Annotated in this window: 8 protein-coding genes; 3 read left to right on the top strand and 5 right to left on the bottom strand. The window is 60.0% G+C overall.

All coding sequences use genetic code 11. The features are described from left to right. Positions 1–367: 367 nt before the first annotated feature. Together gltB and AGR1_RS19320 are read left to right on the top strand one after the other, a co-directional pair. The gene (gene gltB / locus AGR1_RS19325) at positions 368–5,113 is read left to right on the top strand and encodes a glutamate synthase large subunit (protein ID WP_149147887.1); all 4,746 of its coding nucleotides are present in this window, start codon (positions 368–370) and stop codon (positions 5,111–5,113) included. Positions 5,114–5,295: 182 nt separating this feature from the next. Next, entirely contained in the window at positions 5,296–6,750 is a 1,455-nt protein-coding gene (locus AGR1_RS19320) for a glutamate synthase subunit beta (protein ID WP_080794908.1), read from the top strand. 83 nt (positions 6,751–6,833) lie between these two features. On the opposite strand, the gene AGR1_RS19315 is transcribed toward AGR1_RS19320, so the two are convergent. The 4 genes from AGR1_RS19315 to AGR1_RS19300 form a co-directional block, all read right to left on the bottom strand. Further along, positions 6,834–8,189 (bottom strand): HAMP domain-containing sensor histidine kinase, encoded by a 1,356-nt coding sequence (locus AGR1_RS19315; RefSeq protein ID WP_149147886.1) that lies wholly within the window; start codon positions 8,187–8,189, stop codon positions 6,834–6,836. Continuing rightward, positions 8,186–8,860: a response regulator transcription factor gene (locus AGR1_RS19310; RefSeq protein WP_149147885.1), complete on the bottom strand. Its 675-nt coding sequence runs from the start codon at positions 8,858–8,860 to the stop codon at positions 8,186–8,188. Before AGR1_RS19310 ends, AGR1_RS19315 begins: the two co-directional genes overlap by 4 nt. Before the next feature lie 246 nt (positions 8,861–9,106). Continuing rightward, positions 9,107–10,342, bottom strand: a complete 1,236-nt coding sequence (locus tag AGR1_RS19305; protein ID WP_149147884.1) for a DUF459 domain-containing protein — start codon at positions 10,340–10,342, stop codon at positions 9,107–9,109. 65 nt (positions 10,343–10,407) lie between these two features. Next, positions 10,408–11,631, bottom strand: a complete 1,224-nt coding sequence (locus AGR1_RS19300) for a lytic murein transglycosylase (protein WP_080794914.1) — start codon at positions 11,629–11,631, stop codon at positions 10,408–10,410. Positions 11,632–11,826: 195 nt separating this feature from the next. Here AGR1_RS19300 and galU point away from each other — a divergent pair, with 195 nt between their 5' ends. Further along, positions 11,827–12,714, top strand: a complete 888-nt coding sequence (gene galU, locus AGR1_RS19295; protein ID WP_080794917.1) for a UTP--glucose-1-phosphate uridylyltransferase GalU — start codon at positions 11,827–11,829, stop codon at positions 12,712–12,714. 59 nt (positions 12,715–12,773) lie between these two features. Here the strand turns inward: galU and uppP are convergent, their stop codons facing one another. After that, positions 12,774–14,285, bottom strand: coding sequence for a polysaccharide biosynthesis protein UppP (gene uppP / locus AGR1_RS19290; RefSeq protein ID WP_149147883.1), 1,512 nt, complete (start codon positions 14,283–14,285; stop codon positions 12,774–12,776). Between the last annotated feature and the right edge of the window lie 30 nt (positions 14,286–14,315).

Genomic DNA, 14,315 nt, shown 5'->3' with positions numbered 1-14,315 from the left:
GAAGGCTTTCCGATAGCTGAGGTTCTGTTCGGGCTGTTCGAAGCGATAACGGGGAAAGTTCTAGGTCGGAACATTGAGATTGGCAAATCCGGTAATGAAAGCAACGGGTCGACCTGCTTTGCGACAAGAAAGTTTCGCGCAATAGGTCAGTATCGAAACTTCACTGCGAAATGCGGCTTTCACTAATTGGATTCGCACCCTTGCTAAATCCGCCCGTTTCTGCCAAAATCCTACTGAATTGAGACAGCTTTGCTGTCCTAAATTGACCAAAGCCGGATTGAATGCGAGTTTTTGCGGAAAGCGAAAATTCGTGTCGAGCCGGATCTTCGCATGAAACCATGCAAGTAATTTTGCAGGAGGGACAAAAATGACGAACAAGCCGCAGGCGGACATCGCCGCCGCCACCCTGACCACAGACTGTCCCACCGCGGCTGCGGCCGCGCCCGTTTCTGCGAAAGCGCGTTTCGCGGGCGGTTTGCCGGAAAGGCAGGGTCTTTACGATCCGGCTAATGAGCATGACGCCTGCGGCGTCGGCTTCGTTGCCCATATGAAGGGCCAAAAGTCGCACCAGATCGTCAAGGACGGCCTGTTCATCCTGGAAAACCTCACGCATCGTGGCGCTGTCGGCGCTGATCCGCTCATGGGTGATGGTGCGGGCATTCTGGTGCAGATTCCTGATCGTTTCTTCCGTGAGGAGATGGCGACGCAGGGCGTGACGCTGCCGAAGGCGGGTGAGTACGCTGTCGGCCATATCTTCATGCCGCGCGATCCTTCCCGCATCGAGCACTACAAGAAGGTCATCGTCGACGTTATCGGCGAAGAGGGGCAGCAGTTCCTCGGCTTCCGCGATGTGCCGGTCGATAATTCCTCGCTCTCCAAGGCGCCGGATATCGCCGCGACCGAACCGCACCACGTGCAGGTCTTCATCGGCGCCGGCCGCGATGCTGCTAGCAATGCCGATTTCGAGCGCAAGCTGTTCCTGATCCGCAAGGTTCTCTCCAACCGCATCTATGACGAGGGCGGCGGCAAGGAAACGCAGGATTTCTATCCCGTTTCTCTCTCCTCCTCGACCATCGTCTACAAGGGCATGTTCCTCGCCTATCAGGTGGGCGCCTATTACAAGGATCTCGCCGATCCGCGCTTCGAATCCGCCGTTGCGCTCGTGCACCAGCGGTTTTCGACCAACACCTTCCCGTCCTGGAAACTGGCGCACCCCTACCGCATGGTCGCCCATAACGGCGAAATCAACACGCTGCGCGGCAACGTCAACTGGATGGCGGCGCGTCAGGCGTCGGTTTCCTCCGCGTTGTTCGGCGATGACATCTCCAAGCTCTGGCCCATTTCCTACGAGGGTCAGTCGGATACGGCCTGCTTCGACAACGCGCTCGAATTCCTCGTGCGCGGCGGTTATTCCATGGCCCATGCCGTGATGATGCTGATCCCGGAAGCCTGGGCCGGCAACCAGTCCATGTCCGCCGAACGCAAGGCGTTCTACGAATATCATGCAGCGCTGATGGAGCCGTGGGACGGCCCGGCTGCCGTCGCCTTCACCGATGGCAAGCAGATCGGCGCGACGCTCGACCGAAACGGTCTGCGCCCGGCGCGTTACCTCGTCACCGATGACGACCGCATCATCATGGCGTCTGAGGCAGGCACGCTGCCCGTGCCGGAAGAGCGCATCGTCAAGAAGTGGCGTCTGCAGCCCGGAAAGATGCTGCTGATCGATATGGAAAAGGGCTCCATCGTTTCCGACGAGGAAGTGAAGCACGAGCTTGCCGCCAAGCATCCGTATCGTAGCTGGCTCGACCGCACGCAGCTCATCCTCGAAGAGCTGAAGCCGGTTGAACCGCGCGCGCTGCGTCGCGACGTGTCGCTGCTCGACCGTCAACAGGCTTTCGGCTACACCAGCGAAGATACGAAGCTCCTGATGTCGCCGATGGCGACGACCGGTCAGGAGGCCATCGGCTCCATGGGCACCGATACGCCGATTTCCGCCATGTCGGACAAGTCGAAGCTGCTTTACACCTATTTCAAGCAGAACTTCGCGCAGGTGACGAACCCGCCCATCGATCCGATCCGCGAGGAACTCGTCATGAGCCTCGTCTCGTTCATCGGTCCGCGCCCGAATCTTCTCGACCACGAAGGGGCGGCCCGCGCCAAGCGCCTGGAAGTGCGCCAGCCGATCCTGACCAATGGCGATCTGGAGAAGATCCGCTCCATCGGTCACACGGAAGACCGTTTCGACACCAAGACGCTGGACTTCACCTATGATGTGGAGCGTGGCGCAGAAGGCATGCCCGAAATGCTCGACCGCCTGTGCGAGCGGGCTGAATCCGCCGTTCGCGGCGGTTACAACATCATCGTTCTGTCCGACCGCCAGCTTGGCCCTGATCGTATCGCGATCCCTGCGCTTCTGGCGACGGCCGCCGTGCACCATCACCTCATCCGCAAGGGTCTGCGCACCTCGGTCGGCCTCGTCGTGGAAACTGGTGAGCCGCGCGAAGTTCACCATTTCTGCCTGCTTGCCGGTTACGGCGCCGAGGCGATCAACCCCTATCTCGCCTTCGACACGCTGCTCGACATGCACAAGCACGGCGCCTTCCCGAAGGAAGTGTCGGATGATGAAGTCGTCTATCGCTATATCAAGGCGGTGGGCAAGGGCATCCTCAAGGTCATGTCCAAGATGGGCATTTCCACCTACCAGTCCTATTGCGGCGCGCAGATCTTCGACGCCGTTGGCCTGTCGTCGGAATTCGTCGAGAAATATTTCTTCGGCACCGCCACCTCGATCGAAGGCGTCGGCCTGACCGAGATCGCAGAAGAAACCGTAGCGCGCCACACGGCTGCCTTCGGCAAGGACCCGATCCTCGCCAATACGCTCGATATCGGCGGCGAATATGCCTATCGCATGCGCGGCGAGAGCCACGCCTGGACGCCGGATGCCGTCGCCTCGCTGCAGCACGCCGTGCGCGGCAACAGCCAGGATCGCTACCGCGAATTCGCCGGCATGGTGAACGAGACGGCGCTGCGCATGAACACCATTCGCGGTCTGTTCAAGGTCAAGTCGGCGGAAGCGCTCGGCCGCAAGCCGGTTTCCGTCGATGAAGTCGAGCCTGCGGCTGATATCGTCAAGCGTTTCTCGACCGGGGCCATGTCCTTCGGCTCGATCAGCCGTGAGGCGCACACCACGCTCGCCATCGCCATGAACCGTATTGGCGGCAAGTCCAACACGGGTGAGGGCGGCGAAGAATCCGACCGTTACCTTCCATTGCTTAACGGCAAGCCGAACCCGGAACGCTCGGCCATCAAGCAGATCGCATCCGGACGCTTCGGCGTGACGACCGAATATCTCGTCAATGCCGATATGTTGCAGATCAAGGTGGCGCAGGGTGCCAAGCCCGGCGAAGGCGGCCAGCTACCCGGCCATAAGGTGGATGCGACGGTCGCCAAGACCCGTCACTCCACGCCGGGCGTCGGCCTTATCTCGCCGCCGCCGCATCACGATATTTACTCCATCGAAGATTTGGCGCAGCTGATCTACGACCTGAAGAACGTCAACCCGGAAGCCGATGTTTCGGTGAAGCTGGTGTCGGAAGTCGGTGTCGGCACGGTTGCGGCGGGTGTCGCCAAGGCACGCGCCGACCATATCACCGTTTCCGGTTTCGATGGCGGTACGGGTGCATCGCCGCTGACGTCGCTCAAGCACGCGGGTTCCCCATGGGAAATCGGCCTTGCCGAAACCCAGCAGACACTGGTGCTGAACGGTCTTCGTTCGCGCGTCGCCCTTCAGGTGGATGGCGGTCTGAAGACCGGCCGAGACGTCATCATCGGCGCGCTGCTCGGCGCGGATGAGTTCGGCTTTGCCACCGCGCCGCTGATTGCGGCCGGTTGCATCATGATGCGCAAATGCCACCTTAACACCTGCCCGGTCGGCGTCGCCACGCAGGACCCGGTTCTGCGCAAGCGTTTCAAGGGCACGCCGGAACACGTCATCAACTACTTCTTCTTCATTGCCGAGGAAGTGCGCGAAATCCTCGCCTCGCTGGGCGTCACCAAGCTGGACGAGATCATCGGCGCTTCGGAACTGCTCGAGAAGGATGAGATGCTGGCGCACTGGAAGGCAAAGGGGCTGGATTTCAGCCGGATATTCCACAAGGTCGAAGCCCCCAAGGAAGCAACCTTCTGGACCGAACGCCAGAAGCACCCGATCGACGATATCCTCGACCGCAAGCTGATCGAGAAATCCTTGCCGTCGCTCGAAAACCGCGAACCAGTGGTCTTCGAAGTGCCGATCAAGAACGTCGACCGCTCCGCCGGTGCCATGCTTTCGGGCGCGTTGGCGAAGCGCTGGGGCCATAAGGGTCTCAAGGACGATACGATCCATGTGACGCTGCGCGGCACGGCGGGTCAGTCCTTCGGCGCGTTCCTTGCCCGTGGCATCACCTTCGATCTGGTGGGTGATGGTAACGACTATGTCGGCAAGGGTTTGTCAGGTGGCCGCATCATTGTGCGACCGCCGGAAAACACACGTATCGTCGCTGAAAACTCGATCATCGTCGGCAACACGGTTCTCTATGGTGCGATCACTGGCGAGTGCTATTTCCGTGGCGTAGCAGGCGAGCGTTTCGCTGTGCGTAACTCAGGTGCTGTCGCTGTCGTTGAAGGCGTGGGCGATCACGGCTGCGAATATATGACCGGCGGCATCGTCGTCGTTCTCGGTGAAACGGGCCGTAACTTCGCGGCCGGCATGTCCGGTGGCGTGGCCTATGTTCTCGACGAAAAGGGCGATTTCGCCACCCGCTGCAACATGGCGATGGTGGAACTGGAGCCGGTTCCGGAAGAAGACGACATGCTGGAAAAGCTGCACCATCACGGCGGCGACCTCATGCACAAGGGACGCGTGGACGTTTCCGAGGACATGACGCGCCACGACGAGGAGCGCCTCTACCAGCTAATCTCGAACCACTTCCACTACACGAACTCGGCGCGCGCCAAGGATATACTCGACCGCTGGAGCGAGTTCCGTCCGAAGTTCCGCAAGGTCATGCCGGTTGAATACCGCCGTGCACTTGAGGAAATGGAGCGCATGCGCATGGGCGTGGCGGCGGAGTAATCCGCCGCGTGAGAACACTACACCAACTGGTCTCGCTGATGATCGAGGTCGCTGTTCCCATGGCGACCAATTGAACGAGCGGCGAGACCGGATTTGAGTTCATCGTGCTGCGGGCGGCTTTAGGTGTCGCTTGACGGTACTGGGGCCCGACAGGCGCTCCGCTTTGATGTGAGGACATAAACGTGGGCAAGGTAACAGGTTTTCTGGAAATCGACCGGCAGGTGGGCAAGTATCAGCCCGCATCGGATCGTATCCGCCATTTCCGCGAATTCACCATTCCGATGTCAGATGCCGAGGTGCAGAAGCAGGCGGCGCGCTGCATGGATTGCGGCATACCCTATTGTCACGGCCCGACGGGCTGTCCCGTGCATAACCAGATCCCGGACTGGAACGATCTGGTCTATAACAACAACTGGGAGGAGGCGATCCGCAACCTCCATTCCACCAACAACTTCCCGGAATTTACCGGTCGCGTCTGTCCCGCGCCTTGTGAGGAGGCGTGCACGCTGAACCTTGAGGATGCGCCGGTCGCCATCAAGACTGTCGAGCAGGCGATTGCCGACAAGGCCTATGAGCTGGGTTTCATCGTGCCGAAGCCGGCGACGATCCACACCGGCAAGAAGGTCGCCATCATTGGTTCCGGTCCCTCGGGCATGGCGGCGGCGCAGCAGCTTGGCCGCGCCGGCCACGAAGTTCACGTTTATGAGCGTGAATCGAAGGCTGGAGGCCTGCTGCGTTATGGCATCCCTGATTTCAAGATGGAGAAGAACTTCATCGATCGCCGCGTCGAGCAGATCAAGGGCGAAGGCGTCACCTTCCATTGCGGTGTCAATGTCGGCGTCGATGTAACGGTTGAGACGCTTCTGGCCGACCACGATGCCGTGCTTTATTGCGGCGGTTCGGAAACCCCGCGCCCGGCCGGTATCGGCGGCGCCGATCTGCATGGCGTCTACGATGCCATGCCCTATCTCGTGCAGCAGAACCGCCGCGTCGGTCGCGAAAATATCGACAGCATCGGCTGGCCGGCAGATCCTATCCTTGCTGGCGGCAAGCATGTCGTCGTTGTCGGCGGCGGCGATACCGCATCCGACTGCGTCGGTACGGCTTTCCGTCAGGGTGCCGTGAAGGTCACCCAGCTCGACATCCGCCCGATGCCGCCGGAAAAGGAAGACAAGTTGGCGGTCTGGCCCTTCTGGGCGACGAAAATGCGTACCTCGTCCTCGCAGGCCGAAGGCGCCATCCGCGAGTTCCAGGTGGCGACGCTCGAATTCGTCGGCGAAGACGGCGTGCTGACAGGCGTGAAGTGCTGCCAGGTGGATGACCGCCGCAAGCCGATCGCCGGTACGGAATTCATCATCAAGGCCGATCTCGCCTTCATCGCCATCGGCTTTTCCGGTCCCTTCACGGACAGCGTGCTGAAGGAAATGGACGGCAAGCTGAGGCTCAACACTGACCGTCGCGGTTCCACCAATGTGATCGCCAATGAAACCGACTACAAGACTTCGGTTGACAAGCTTTGGGCGGCGGGCGACGTGCGCCGTGGCCAGTCGCTGGTGGTCTGGGCGATCCGGGAAGGCCGTCAGGCGGCACGCGCGATTGATGAAGCGCTGATGGGGGCGACCGTTCTTCCGCGCTAAGCACCGACGGCAATAAGAACCGGAAAGGTCTGTTGCAGACGCAACAGGCCTTTTCTTTTGGTTGCAAAAATGAGGGCTTTTCTTCAGCAATAGGGAAGGGTGATACGGAAGCACGCGCCACCGGTGGAAGCATCGCTGATAGTAATTTCCCCGCCGTGATAGCGGACGATTTCCTGCACAAGGTTGAGCCCCAGTCCGGTGCCGCGATCTTTCGGTCGCAGGCGGTGGAAGGCATCGAAAATCAGTTCCCGGTCCTCTTCGGGAATGCCATTGCCTTCGTCGGCTATCTCGATCACCCGGTTTGCCGCCACCCTTATCGTGATCGTGCCGCGATTGCCGCCATGTTCGATGGCGTTTTGCACGATGTTCATCAGGGCGCGCTGCAACGAAGCGTCGTCTGCAAGGGCGAGGATCGGCTCTTCCTCCGGTTCGAAGGACAGCGCATATCCCTGTGATATGGCGAGCGGGGCCATGTCAGCGACGACCGATCTGCACAGGTTGACAAGATTGAGCGGGACCAGAGGGGCCTTCTGCCCGTCAAGGCGCTGCAAATCGAGCAATTGTTCGGCCAGCACGGCGATACGGCTGGCATCCGCCAATATTCTGCTGCGGGCCGGGCCGTCCAGCAGCGTTTCAACGCGGGTCTGGAGAATGGCGACGGGAGTTCGCAATTCATGGGCGGCATCGAGAATGAAGCGCTTGTGTCGTTCGTAGCCATCGTCCAGCCGCTTCAACGCGCCGTTGACGGCGTGAACGAGAGGCTGCACCTCTTTCGGAATATCGCCATCCGGCAATCGGTATCCGCGCCTGTCGATATCGATGGTTTCCGCTGTGCGGGCAATGATGGAAAGGGCGCGAAATTCCCTGCGGATGATCCAGGGGATGGTCACGACCGTCACGATGGACATGAGAATGAGGACAGGCATGATCAAGATGTTTGAAAACAACAAAACCGGCAACGTCATGCTGAACGGCCCGCCTTTGCCGATCATGACGAATTCTCCCGCCGGCCCCGAAGCGCGGCGAACGGCGGCGATTCGCACCACGGCGAGGTAGGAATAGGACAGCGCCGCGTCGCGCACATCGGAGACCCTGATGTCGCTCAATTGCTGATCCATGTTGCTGAATGCGTCGGGCACCTGCCCGCCCTGAACGATCTCACCTTTTTCACTGACCGCGACAAACCAGAAATCGGAGGTATTGCTGCGCAGCTTGATGAATTCGGGCGTTTCTTTGAGAACCAGCCGATTATCTTCATTCCGTATGATCGCATTGGCGGTTATCTGGGCCGCCTCCGGGCTGAGCAGCGCGCTGCCTGCACCGCCGCTCGACATATAGGTAACCATGGCGGCGGTGACGAAGAACAGGCTGCCGATCTGGAACAACAGCAGTTGAAGGGTCAGCCGGCGCTTGAGCGATTTTCTTTTGCCCAGCTTCATGAGGTCGCCCTCAGCAGGTAACCCACGCCGCGAATGCCATGGACCTCAAGGCCCGCATCCGCGGCCGCCAATTTGCGGCGCAAGCGGGAAATGTGGGAATCGAGTGCATTGGACTGGATCTCATCGTCGAAATTATAAACGGCTTCCTCGAGCAATGAACGCAGCACCGTTCTACCCTGTCGCCGCAACAGGGCTTCGAGGATCAGCAGTTCGCGTCTGGTCAGCGGAAGGAACTCACCCTTGATGCGCACTTCGCGGGTTTCGAAGCAGAATTCCAGCCCGCCCAGTTTTGCCGTCATCGTCACGGCGCCGGCCGGCCGGCGCATCAGGGCCCGGATGCGCGCAAGCAGTTCCTCGACCGCGAATGGTTTGGCCAGATAATCGTCCGCGCCGAGGTTCAGGCCGTTCACCCGATCCACAAGCGCGCCCTGCGCGGTCAGCACGATGACGGGTGGGGTGACGGGCAGGAGCCGCAAATCTTCGATAAGCTGGATGCCGTCACCATCGGGCAATTGCCGGTCAAGCACGACAAGGTCGTGGACGCCGTCCATGATGGCGTGACGGGCAAGATCGAGCGTGCCGACCGTATCCACGATAATATCGAACCGGTGGAGCGCGGCGGACAGGGCTGCTGCCATTTCGCGTTCGTCTTCAACAAGCAGCAGGCGCATGAATTCATCTCGGTACTGTCCGGCATCCCATCCGGGAACGGGCGCGGCGAAAGGCAAAAAAACTCGACGCCGCTCACGCTAAGGACAAGCGAGGCGTCGCCGTCAAATCGATGTCGCCATGCAAAAAAGGGACCGGGGATGGCGGATGGTCAACCCGCATTCCTGCAAAGCTGTACCTATCCTGTCATGTGCGGATTGCCTAAACATTACGCCCGCTGCGGTGCGGTCTGGCCGCTCCGAAAGCCTCTATTGTTTTGCCTGTGCGGCATCGGGCGCCACACGATAGTCATCGATACGGCCTGCCGGCGCATCGGCCATCTCGCCGCGCTTGGTCAACCTTTCGCGTGGCGATTCCACCACGGAGACGCGTGTCGGCCCGGCGGCCAAAGGCGCATCGCCCAACAGCTTGTCGCCGCCGTCGAGATTGGGATCGGTGAGACTGATAGGCTGGGTGCGCACCTGCCCGGCATCGATGCCGAGTGCGGGCAGGGAGGTAAGTGCCGGCAGATTGCTGCCGTCCAGTTTCACAAGGTCCGGTCCGGCGCTATCGAGGTGTCGGCGCACGAATTTTTCAACGTAAAATGCAAGCTTGCGTTTGCCGGCCTGGGTCATGCCTATGCCATCAGCCTCGCGCAGGCGGGCCTGCTGGCCGTTCATGTCGTAGCCGGTAATAACGAATTTTCCCGCCTCATCGACGAAACCGTCCCAGACGTCCACGAATTCACCGCCATATTTTTCGACATGGCTGCGATAAAGCCGGTTGAAACCGACAAGATCGGCCGAAAGCGACGGCGACTGGAAGGCAGGCAGGCCGACCCACAGCAGCGGCGCCTTCTGGCGTCCGGCAAGCGCCAGCAGCTCGTCGATCCGCCGTTCATATTCCTTGAACCAGACCTCCGTGCCGAACTTTTCCCTGGTGTCGCCGATCTGCATCTGCTGGCGATCGTTCGATCCGATCATGATGACGATGGTGGCCGGTTTGGTTTCGCTGATGAACTGCGGAAGGTTTTTGAACCAGTCGTAATAATCGGTACGCACGAGGCCGGAGGAACCGTTGGCACGCACATCGACGGCGATTGCAGGCGAATTGGCAAAGGCATTGACCAGTTCGTCCCCCATGCCGCCGGCGAGAAAATCGCCTATGACCAGAACGCGCCGCGCATTTTCAAGTTTTGCGGCCGGCTCCGGCTTTGCGGTCCGCATCTGAACCACCGAGGGCGCTTTTCTGGCGGGTTGGGGGCGGGTGACCGATCTTTCGCGCGGAGCAGAGGGAAAGTCGCGGCGGTTGCGGGGCTGGTATTCGCGCCCGGATCCGCCGTCGCGGCCCACCGGTTTACCAAAGAGCATTTCAAACAGTGTCCGCCGTTGCTCCTGTGCGAAGCTTTCGGAAGGAACGAGCGGCACGGTAAGGACGGCTGAAAGAAGGACGGCGCAGAAACGCCAGCCGGTTCTTCCGTTTTTCACCGCAGGTTTCCCACTCATCACATCAACCCTTCCGGATATTTCGGCGGCGTTTCTTGATAGCCGCCGAATTCACCGGCACATTATCAATTGCGCAAGGCTCTCAGCAACCGCTGCGACGGCTGGCCGTCGGTTTCCATACCCATGCGCGACTGGATGGCGCTGATCGCGGCTTTCGACCCGGAGCCGAAGTTCCCATCGACCTCACCGTTATAATAGCCGAGTTCCTTCATGCGGGTCTGCAGCTCGAATTTTTCGCGAATATCCAGCGTCCCATCGGGGCGTGGCCACTTCTGCTGCATACCGCCATAACCGGCGATCTCATCCGCAAGCAGGCCGACGGCGAGCGCGTAGCTGTCGGAGGCGTTGTATTTCTTGATGGTGAAGAAGTTTTTCATCATCAGGAAACCGGGGCCGTTTGCCCCGCCCTGCAACTTCAGCATGGCGCGATCGGATCCGCGGGTGAAGTTCTTGCCGTTCGGGCGGGTGAAGCCAAGCTTCGCCCATTCCGCAATAGTCTTGGTCTGCCCTTCATAACGGGCGCCGCCACGCGGAACGGCGGTTTCATAACCCCAGGTCCGTCCCGGCTGCCAGCCGTTCTTGGAAAGAAGATTGGCTGCGGTCGCCAGCGCGTCCGGAATGGAGCGCCAGATGTCGCGCTTGCCGTTGCCATCCGCATCCACCGCATAAAGCAGATAGCTGGTCGGGATGAACTGGGTATGACCCATCGCGCCCGCCCACGAGCCCGTCAGCTGTTTCGGCGTCACATCGCCCGCCTGGAGAATCTTCAAAGCGGCGATCAATTGCGTGCGCGCGAATCTGGTGCGTTTGGGGTCGGAATAGCCGAGTGTTGCCAGCGCCTGCGGGATATTGTGCAGCCGCTCAGGCTTTTCGAGAACCGCACCGTAATTCGATTCCATCGACCAGATGGCCAGAATGATATGCTTGTCGACCTTGAAGTTACGCTCGATCCAGTTGAGGGTCGTTGCGTGCTTCATCTTCATCTCGCGGCCGATCCGCACCGTATACGGATTGACGCGGGAATCGAGATAATCCCAGATTTGCGTGGTGAATTCCGGCTGGAAGGTGGCCTTGCGCAGCGCGTCGGGATCCGGCTCGCTGACACCGGCAAAGGCCTTCTGATATGTCGCTCTGCTAATGCCTTCTTTTGCGGCTGTTGCGTAGAACTGGTTGATCCACTGACGGAATCCCTGATCGGCGCGGGCCGAAACGGGCGCCAGCGAGATTGCCAGGCCTGCAACCACCATGCAGCCGAATTTGCGGACATCTGAAAGGATCATCTTTGTCATCGTCTGTCTTTCGTTCTCTCGAATGTCATTTCGATTGCGAAAACGCATCGGGCGTCATCATGGATAACAAAAGAACGTCAACAAATTCTTTACCATTAATAGATGGTAGCGTCACCCTTTACAAAACGTTGTTATTTTTGAAATAACAACAGCGTGCGGGGATTGTGATCAAGTTTTATCTCTCAGGAGGGATATGTGGTAGAACAGAAGAAAATTCGGAAGGCCGTATTTCCGGTCGCGGGTCTCGGCACGCGTTTCCTGCCCGCAACCAAGGCGGTTCCGAAAGAAATGCTCACCGTCGTCGACAAGCCGGTCATTCAATACGTCGTCGATGAGGCGGCGGAAGCGGGCATTGAGCATTTTGTATTTGTCACCGGCCGCGGCAAGGCGGTGATCGAAGATTATTTTGATATTCAATTTGAACTTGAACAGATGCTGCGCGAGCGCAACAAGAATGCCGAGCTGACATTGCTGGCCGGCCTTCTGCCCAAGGCGGGCACCGCGAGCTTCACCCGCCAGCAGGTGCCGCTCGGTCTTGGCCATGCGGTCTGGTGCGCCCGCGATATCGTCGGCGACGAGCCTTTCGCCGTGCTGTTGCCCGACATGATCATGCATTCGCAGAAAAGCTGCCTCAAGGGCATGGTCGAACTTTACGACCAGACCCAGGGCAACGTCATCGCCGTGCAGGAATGCGCGCCCGATCAGACGCATAAATATGGCATCGTCGGCGTGGGTGACGCCGTGGGCGAAGGTTTCAAGATCACTGAAATGGTCGAAAAGCCGGCCAAGGGTACGGCGCCGTCGAATTTCTATATCAACGGCCGTTACATCCTTCAGCCCGAGATTTTCGATATTCTTGAAAATCAGGAGCGTGGCGCCGGCAACGAAATCCAGTTGACGGACGGCATGCTGACTCTTGCCAAGTCGCAGCAGTTCTCTGGCTATCATTTCCGCGGCCAGACCTTCGACTGCGGCGCCAAGGATGGTTTCATTCTTGCCAACGTCGCTTTCGCGCTGGAGCGTGGCGATATTCGCCCTGCGATCGAAGAGCCGATCAAGGCCCTGATCGACGGGGTGAAGTAATCCACCAGAACCACAACGGGATCCCGGCCTCAGCGCCGGGATTTCTTTTTGGCTGGCGCCTATCGCTTGAGGACAAGTCCTGCGCCGACACGTAGCTCGCTGCTGTCATAAACCGGTGTCCACTGATAGCTGACGTCCGCCGTTAGGTCGAGATAGCGGTTCAGCCCCCAGGTCAGGCCGGCGCCTGCGGTATATTCCACGGCATTTTCCATGTCGGAAGAGGGGAATGTGCGATGCACGACCTGTCCCGTCAGGCGGGCAACGAGGTTGCTGCGTAATTCGTGGGTCAGGCCGGCATCCAACCGATAGGAAATCCAGCCGCCCTGTGGTCCGCCGGCGAAGTCCTCTATCGTCGTGCGCAGGCCGAGATTGACGTTTGTGCCGCGCTGGGGTGACCAGTTGAGTTCGCCATCCAGCGTCAATGCGCCGATCGAGGCGAGGCGATCGTCGTCATATTGCTTGCGCAAATAACCGATGGCGGCCTCGCCGCGAGTCTTCTCGCCAAGATCGACTTCAGCGCCGACCTTGGCCCCATAGGCATTGGAGGAACGGGCATAACCCGAATTGTCGAGACGCCTGTCATATTTGGTCATCCCGGCATTCAGTTCGAGGAAGGGGATGAGCGCCGGCGACAATTCATAGCCGATACGTCCACGCAGGTTCGCGCCGTTCTGGTCGCGGTCGCTGAGGCTGATCGGCCGGCCGTCGACGCCTTTCGCATCCGTATAGACCGTGCGCGAGAGATCGAGCGCCGCCAAACCGCGCAGCTTGCCGAAATCCCGCTCTATCGATGCGCCGGTGGTGAAGCGGTGTTCGCCGCCCTGCACGGCAGCGCCGGTGAGAGCATTGGGGTCCGTCGTGTCCTCGCGGCTGAATTCATAACCGACCTTGAGATTGGCCGTCGTTTCTTCACCAAGATCGAGGCGTAGATCGGCCTCTACTCTGGCCCGAGGCTCTTCGCCGTCCTTGTCGCTGCCGAAGTTCCTCTCCCAGGCACCGTCGCCCGTCACCGTCAAAGCGTGACGGGACCAGTCGCTGGTGAGCGTGCCGCGTATGCCTGTCGTCAGATAGTTGCGTCTGGAGGGGCCGCCGGTATTCGTCTGCTTTTGCGTATTGATCGTCTGGCTGATCGAAGGCCGCAGCAGGAACGTGCCGAGCCGGATGCCGGGCGTCTGGCCGGGTTCGGTCACTATCCGTGGGTTTTCGCCACCGTCTACCGTCGGCTCATAGGGGTTTTCGGCCTCGGCAGAGGGCTGGCCTGCGTCGTCCTGCTGTTCGTAAATAGGATCACCGGGATTGGTGGAGGGACGCCAGAGTTGTGGTGCGGGCGTGGTCGTAGCTGTCGCCGTGACAGCGCCAGTGCCAGTGCCAGTGCTCACGCCACTGTCCGTCGCCGGTGTGGGTGAACCTGCTCCGGAGACGGCAGAAGCGGCGCCTGGCAATACTGGTATGGCTGTCGTTGCTGTCTGCGCGAAGACGTTTGCCTGCGGGTAAAAAATCGTGCAGGCGAGCAGCAGGGTTGCTGCTTTCCGCGACGTCGGCAGACGTGTGGCGGCGCCTTTCACGTTCATTCCTTTTCACCCGGCGAGTTTGGCCGACGC

Source organism: Agrobacterium sp. B1(2019), from assembly GCF_008274755.1.
GTDB lineage: Bacteria > Pseudomonadota > Alphaproteobacteria > Rhizobiales > Rhizobiaceae > Agrobacterium > Agrobacterium salinitolerans.
This window is presented reverse-complemented; position numbering and strand designations above follow the sequence as displayed.

What these genes read in the sequence shown, in the direction of transcription:
- gltB (WP_149147887.1), top strand. Translation starts at nt 368, where the DNA reads ATGACGAACAAGCCGCAGGCGGACATCGCCGCCGCCACCCTGACCACA.
- AGR1_RS19315 (WP_149147886.1), bottom strand. Translation starts at nt 8,189, where the DNA reads ATGAAGCTGGGCAAAAGAAAATCGCTCAAGCGCCGGCTGACCCTTCAA.
- AGR1_RS19310 (WP_149147885.1), bottom strand. Translation starts at nt 8,860, where the DNA reads ATGCGCCTGCTGCTTGTTGAAGACGAACGCGAAATGGCAGCAGCCCTG.
- AGR1_RS19305 (WP_149147884.1), bottom strand. Translation starts at nt 10,342, where the DNA reads ATGAGTGGGAAACCTGCGGTGAAAAACGGAAGAACCGGCTGGCGTTTC.
- AGR1_RS19300 (WP_080794914.1), bottom strand. Translation starts at nt 11,631, where the DNA reads ATGACAAAGATGATCCTTTCAGATGTCCGCAAATTCGGCTGCATGGTG.
- uppP (WP_149147883.1), bottom strand. Translation starts at nt 14,285, where the DNA reads ATGAACGTGAAAGGCGCCGCCACACGTCTGCCGACGTCGCGGAAAGCA.